This window comes from Micromonospora sp. NPDC003776 (assembly GCF_053605645.1).
Genome location: NZ_JBSGJR010000388.1, coordinates 1 through 6,824 on the forward strand (window position 1 = coordinate 1; position 6,824 = coordinate 6,824).

4 protein-coding genes and 1 pseudogene are annotated in these 6,824 nt (G+C 71.5%); 2 read left to right on the forward strand and 3 right to left on the reverse strand.

Translation table 11 applies throughout. The annotated features are described in order from the left end of the window. A pseudogene (locus tag ACWEVO_RS25665) lies at positions 1-251 on the forward strand (hypothetical protein); the annotation flags it as partial. Positions 252-376: 125 nt separating this feature from the next. Here the strand turns inward: ACWEVO_RS25665 and ACWEVO_RS25670 are convergent. Then, a complete protein-coding gene (locus tag ACWEVO_RS25670) occupies positions 377-952 on the reverse strand; it encodes a TetR family transcriptional regulator (RefSeq protein ID WP_452310076.1) in 576 nt (191 codons plus the stop codon). Positions 953-1,178: 226 nt separating this feature from the next. Between ACWEVO_RS25670 and ACWEVO_RS25675 the strand changes: the two genes are divergently transcribed. Beyond that, positions 1,179-2,486, forward strand: a complete 1,308-nt coding sequence (locus ACWEVO_RS25675; protein WP_452310073.1) for a D-arabinono-1,4-lactone oxidase — start codon at positions 1,179-1,181, stop codon at positions 2,484-2,486. A gap of 67 nt (positions 2,487-2,553) precedes the next feature. Here ACWEVO_RS25675 and ACWEVO_RS25680 read toward each other — a convergent pair whose 3' ends face one another. Together ACWEVO_RS25680 and topA are read right to left on the reverse strand one after the other, a co-directional pair. Next, a complete protein-coding gene (locus ACWEVO_RS25680; protein ID WP_452310074.1) occupies positions 2,554-3,510 on the reverse strand; it encodes an endonuclease domain-containing protein in 957 nt (318 codons plus the stop codon). A gap of 115 nt (positions 3,511-3,625) precedes the next feature. Then, positions 3,626-6,445 (reverse strand): type I DNA topoisomerase, encoded by a 2,820-nt coding sequence (gene topA / locus ACWEVO_RS25685; protein ID WP_452310075.1) that lies wholly within the window; start codon positions 6,443-6,445, stop codon positions 3,626-3,628. Between the last annotated feature and the right edge of the window lie 379 nt (positions 6,446-6,824).

A 6,824-nucleotide genomic window follows, 5' to 3' on the forward strand; every position in this document is an offset into this window, starting at 1 on the left:
TCCCCCGCTCGCCACCGGTGCAGGTGACGACCAGGACGTCCACCCCCTCGGCGACCGAGGGCGCGGGTGAGGTGCAGACCCCGCTCGCCGGCGCCGCGGCGACGGCCCTGCGGGTGGGCGACCGGGTCTGGTTCCGGCACGCCAAGGCCGGCGAGCTGTGCGAGCGGGTCAACGAGGTGCACCTGGTCGACGGGGACACGGTGGTCTCGACCGTGCCGACCTACCGGGGCGAGGGCCACGCGTTCCTGTAGGCAACGGTGACGGCGGGCCCCGGCGCACCTCGGGAACCCGCCGCTCGTCCTTACGCCCGGTCGCCCCCGGACGTCGCACCTTTTCGTACCTGTCGCCGCCGGCACCAGGGCGGCGACCGCACCGCTCAGCTCGGCTGGGCGGCCTCGGTCCGGTCGTCGACCTGCCGGTGCAGGTACTCCCGGATCAACGCCTTCGCCTCGACCAGCACCCGCTCGTCGCCCTCCGGCTTGCGACGGAACGCCAACTTGATCAGCGCGTCCGCCGCCTCCACCGCGACCTCGAGGTGGAACCGGAGGTCGGGCACGCCGGCCAGACCGAAGCGCTCGGTGAGCACCCGGGCCAGCTGGTCGGCGATGACGCCGTTGTTGTCCCGCTGCTCGTCGAGCAGGTGCAGGTCGACCACGTCGCCGAAGTGCAGGGTACGGAACCCCGGGACGGTGCGGTGCATCGAGATGTACTCGTCGATCGCGGCGTCGACCCCGTCCCACCAGTGGGTCAGGTCGTCGGAGGCGAACCGCTCGTCGAGCCGCTGGAGGTAGGACTCCATCGTGCGCAGGGTCAACGCCTGCACGATCGCCCGCTTGTCCGGAAAGAACTGATAGACCGACCCGATCGCCACCTCGGCGCGCTCGGCGAGCAGAGTCGTGGTCAGCCCCTCGTACCCCACCTCGTCGACCAGCTCGGCACAGGCGTCCAGCATCCGCTGGACGCGCGCGACACTACGACCCTGCACCGGTACCCGGCGCAGCGGCCCGGTCGTGGCGGCTGGTGTGGACACTCGGCGCCACCCCCCTTCGACAGACGAAACATATCTGCACGTCACTAGACCGTGACTACCGGTACAACGAGCGGACACCGCTTGCGGTATTTACCAGGCACAACGTTCCTGATATGAAGTCAGTTCATATTCATGTCGAGGAGCGTGCATGTCCGGTACGCCAGCAGTCTGGTCCAACTGGGCCGGTAACCAGCGCAGCACCGCCGCCCTCGTCGTCCGGCCCCGGACCGTCGACGAGGTCGCCGACGCGGTCCGCGCCGCCACCGACGCCGGCCGGAAGGTCCGGGCGGCGGGCAGCGGGCACTCGTTCACCGGGACGGCCCTCACCGACGGGCACCGGATCGACCTGGCCGACCTGGACACCGGTGTCCACGTCGACACCGCCCGTCGACTGGTCACCGTACCGGCTGGAATGACCCTGCACGCCCTCAACGACCTGCTCGCCACGCACGGCCTGGCGCTGCCCAACCTCGGCGACATCGACGCCCAGACGGTGGCCGGCGCGCTCTCCACCGGCACCCACGGCACCGGCGGGAAGCTCGGCTGCCTCTCCACCTTCGTGGTGGGGCTGACCCTGGTGACCGGGACCGGCGAGGTGCTGCGCTGCTCCGCCGACGAGCACCGGGACGTGTTCGCCGCCGCCCGGGTCGGGCTCGGCGCGGTCGGGATCCTGGTCGAGCTGACCCTGCGCTGCGTCGACGCCTTCGTGCTCCGCGCGCACGAACGCCCGGCGCCGCTCGACGAGGTGCTCGGCGACCTGCCGGGGCTGGTCGACCGGCACGACCACGTCGAGTTCTACTGGTTCCCGTACACGGACCGGGTGCAGGTCAAGACCAACGACCGGGTGCCCGCCGACGACCGGCCGCTGCCCCGCTGGCGCGGCTGGCTGGACGACGAGTTCCTGGCCAACACCGTCTTCGCCGGCGCCTGCCGACTCGGCCGGGCGGTGCCCGCGCTCGTCCCGGGGATCAGCGCGGTCTCCGCCCGCGCGCTCACCGAACGCACCTACACCGGCCGCTCCGACCGGGTGTTCTGCACCCCGCGCCGGGTCCGCTTCGTGGAGATGGAGTACGGCCTCCCCCGCGCCGCCCTGCCCACCGCGCTGCAAGAACTGCGCCGGATCGTGGACGGCCTGCCGTTCAAGGTGCAGTTTCCGGTCGAGGTGCGGTTCACCGCCGCCGACGACATCTGGCTCTCCCACGGCTACGGGCGGGACTCCGCGTACGTCGCCATCCACCAGTACGTCGGCGCGCCCTACGAGCCGTACTTCCGGGCCTTCGAGGAGGTGGCGGCGGACCTGGGCGGCCGGCCGCACTGGGGCAAGCTGCACTACCGGGACGCGGCCTCACTCGCCCCCGCGTACCCGAGGTTCGGCGACTTCCTCGCCGTCCGGGACCGCCTCGACCCCGGCCGGGCCTTCACCAACCCCTACCTCGACCGGGTGCTCGGCTCCTGACGTCTGTTTTGATGTGATCTTGGAAGGAGAGGGCCCCTGGAGGGGCCACTTCCTTCCAAGATCTCTGTCAGCCGGGCCAGCCGGCGGCGCGGAGGGCGGCGCGGAGTTGAGTGAGCACCTGTTCCGGGTGGGTGCGGATGACCCAGGTGGGGAAGCGGAGGACGCGGTCGCCCTCCAGCCAGAGATCGTTCTGTCGTCGCATGTCGGCCCAGGCGTGGGCCGGGTCGAGGTGCTGAGCGCCGTCGATCTCGACGTGCACCCGCCACTCCTCGAAGTACGCGTCGAGGTAGCGGCGTCGGCCGGTCGCGTCCCGGCGGACCTTCTGCCGGGTGGGCTCGGGCAGCCCGGCACGCCGGACCAGCCCCAGGAAATCGAGTTCACCGAGCGAGTGTGACCCGCCCGCGGCGTCGACGGCGGTGGCCAGGATCAGCTGGCGACGCCGCAGCCGAGGCATCCGGTCGACGACCTCGAGCAGTTCCTCGCCACAGACCAGACGCTGCTGGCAGGACGCCGCGACGATCGTCCTGGCCGCCTCGTCGGTGGCCGCCCACTGGGCGGCATCGACGACCGACCGGGGAGCTGCCGTCCGGGGTGGCTGCCCCATGGCCACCACGTCCCGGTCGGGCAGGTGCGTCGTCCGATGGGCCAGCACTCCCGGCGGAAGCGGGGCGCGCCGGCTGGTGGCCGGCAGCAGCAGGTGCACGACCCGGTCGGGGAAACCCCGCAGGCCGCCCGCCTGCGCTGCGGTGAGCCCGCCGAGCCGGGCCGCCGGGCCGGCAGCGAGCACGGCGGCCCAGCGGAACTGGGCGGAACCCACCGGACCGTTGTGGGCCACGAAGACGGCTCGGCGGATCTGGCGCCAGCGCCCCGTTGCCACCCGGTGCCGGACCGCCTTGCGGGACAGGTGCGCCAACGCCTGCCCGAGGCTGATCACGTCCTCCTGCCGGAAGAGCAGCCACGTCAGCTCATCGGCATCATCACCCGGCAGCGCCCGCCGCAACCCCGCCCAACTCGGCCTTCCCACCCCACCGACTCTGCCGATCGCACCGGCTGCGCCGCCGCCCTTGTGGACAGAGGAAAAGATCTTGGAAGGAAGTGGCCCCTCAAGGGGTCCTTTCCTTCCAAGATCTCAAACGGCGTTACTCCGTCGAGGTGGTCGCCTTCTTCGGGGTTGCCTTTTTGGCGGGGGCCTTCTTCGTGGTGGTGGCCTTTGCCGTGGTGGTCTTCTTGGCGGTCGAGGTGGCGGCGGCCGTCTTCTTCGCCGCCGTCTTCTTCGCCGGGGCGGCCTTCTTCGTCGCCTTCTTCTTCGGGGCCGGGCCCTTCGCCCGCTTCTCGGCGAGCATCTCGGAGGCCTGCTCCAGAGTCAGCTCCTCCGGAGTCTGCCCGCGCCGCAGCGACGCGTTCGTCTCGCCGTCGGTCACGTACGGCCCGAACCGGCCGTCCTTGATCACCAGCGGCTTCTCGGTCGCCGGGTCGGCGCCCATCTCCCGCAACGGCGGCGCCGCGGCCCGGCGCTGCCGGGTCTTCGGGGCGGCCAGCAGCGCGAGCGCCTCGTCCAGCGTGACGGTGAACATCTTGTCTTCCGAGTCCAGCGAGCGGAACTCGTCACCGCGCTTGACGTACGGGCCGTAGCGGCCGTTGTTGGCGACGATCTCGTTGCCGTCGGCGTCGGTGCCGATCACCCGGGGCAGGCTGAGCAGCTTCAGCGCGTCGGCGAAGGTGAGCGAGTCCGGCGACTGCGACCGCAGCAGCGAGGACTTCCGCTCGCCGCTGGCGACGTACGGGCCGAACCGGCCGGACTTGAGCAGGATCGGCTCGCCGGTGGCCGGGTCGTCGCCGAGCTTGCGCTCGCCCCCGCCGCCGAGGAACAGCTCGTGCACCTTCTCCGGGGTCAGCTCGTCCGGCGCCAGCCCCTCCGGGATCGGCGCCCGGTCGCCCGGGGCGCCACCCTCCTCGCCCTCGGCCCTCGGCGCCGGCTGCTCGCCGGGCAGCGCCCGCTGCAGGTACGGCCCGAACCGGCCGACCCGGACCACGACCTCGCGCCCCTCGTCGTCGGTGAAGAGCGGGATCGAGTTGACGCTGCGCGCGTCGATGTCGCTGAGGTTCTCCGTCACCAGCTTCTTCAGCCCGCCCGCGTGGGCGATCGCCTGGTCGCCGGTGCCGTTCGCGCTGCCGAAGTAGAACGAGGTGAGGAAGTCGACCGCCGCGTGGTCACCACCGGCGATCTCGTCCAGCTCGTTCTCCATGCTGGCGGTGAAGTCGTAGTCGATCAGCCGCGGGTAGTGCCGCTCCATCAGCCCGATCACCGCGAACGCCAGGAACGACGGGATCATCGCCTGGCCACGCTTGAACACGTAGCCGCGGTCCTGAATGGTCTGCATGATCGACGCGTACGTCGACGGGCGGCCGATGCCCAGCTCCTCCAGCGCCTTGACCAGCGACGCCTCCGTGTAGCGCGCGGGCGGCTGGGTGTGGTGCCCCTGCGCGGCCAGCTCCTCGGCGGTCAGCGGCTGGTCCTTGACCAGGGTCGGCAGCCGGCGCTCGGCGTCCTCCGCCTCGGCGTTCTCGTCGTCGCTCGACTCGACGTACGCCCGCAGGAAGCCCGGGTCGGTGATGGTCTTGCCGGTCGCCCCGAAGTCGGCCTCCTCCTGCGCGGAGGTGAGCGCCCGGATGCGCACCGACACGCTGGAGCCGACCGCGTCGGTCATCTGGGAGGCGATGGTGCGCCGCCAGATCAGCTCGTAGAGCTTGAACTCCTCGGCGGAGAGCTCCTTGGCCACCTCGCCCGGGGTGCGGAAGTTGTCTCCCGCCGGGCGGATCGCCTCGTGCGCCTCCTGCGCGTTCTTCACCTTGCCGGTGTAGCGGCGCGGCTCCGGCGGCACGCTGCGCTCGCCGTACAGCTCGACGATCTGCCGGCGGGCCGCCGTGATGGCGGTCTCCGACAGGTTCACCGAGTCGGTACGCATGTAGGTGATGTAGCCGTTCTCGTACAGCCGCTGCGCCGTGCGCATCGTCTGCTGCGACGAGAACCGCAGCTTGCGGGCCGCCTCCTGCTGGAGGGTGGAGGTGATGAACGGCGCGTACGGGCGGCGACGGTAGGGCTTCTCCTCGACCCGGGTGACGGTGAACGGCCGCCCCTCCAGCCGGGCGGCGAGCCCCCGGGCGCCGCTCTCGTCCAGGTGCACCACGCCCGCCCCGGCCCGCACCCGGCCGGTGGTCGGCTCGAAGTCCTTGCCGGTGGCGATCCGGTCGCCGTTCAGCGCGATCAGGGTGGCGTTGAAGCTGCGCGGCCCCTCGCCGGCGTTCGCTACCGCCAGGGTGGCCAGGATGTCCCAGTACTCGGCGGTGCGGAAGGCCATCCGCTGCCGCTCGCGCTCGACCACGATCCGGGTCGCCACGGACTGCACCCGGCCCGCCGAGAGCTTCGGCATGACCTTCTTCCACAGCACCGGGGAGACCTCGTAGCCGTACAGCCGGTCCAGGATGCGCCGGGCCTCCTGCGCGTCCACCAGGTCCCGGTCGATCTCGCGCGGGTTGGCCACCGCGGCCTGGATGGCCGGCTTGGTGATCTCGTGGAAGACCATCCGCTTGACCGGCACCTTGGGCTTGAGCGTCTCCACCAGGTGCCAGGCGATCGCCTCGCCCTCGCGGTCCTCATCCGTGGCCAGGAAGATCTCGTCAACCTCCTTGGCCAGCTTCACCAGCTTGCTGATCTGCTGCTTCCGGTCGGCCGAGACCACGTAGAGGGCGTGGAAGCCGTTGTCGACGTCCACCCCGAGCCGCGCCCACGGCTCGCCCTTGTACTTCGCCGGCACGTCGGCCGCGTTGCGGGGCAGGTCCCGGACGTGGCCGAAGCTGGCCTCCACGACGTACCCCGGGCCGAGGTAGCCCGAGATCGTCTTGGCCTTCGCCGGTGACTCGACGATGACCAGACGGGTGGTTCCAGCGTTGCTCGGCACGTCTCTCCCCGACCTCACTCCTACGACAATGCCCGTTTCGGGCCGTGTTGCACCGGCCGGCCCACCAGGGTCCGGATGTCCAACGTAACGCGCCGTCCGCGTTCCGGGTTTCGTGGGCGGCAAACGATCAGTTTTGACGACCACCGGCCGGTGCGCACGGCGACACCCGCCGAACGGCGCCACCGTACACCGTGGGTAGGGCGTCGAGCGGGTCACTGTGACGATCAAACCCCCACGGCCGAGCGGCGCCGGTCCGTTTTCCTGGGTGAACCACCGGCCGGGGGTGTCCGGGATCGGACAGCCGGTGGGATTGCGCGCCGCCGGGTCAGCTCCCGGCGCCCGGCCAACCCACGGCCGGGGCGGCGGCCGGGCGCTCGCC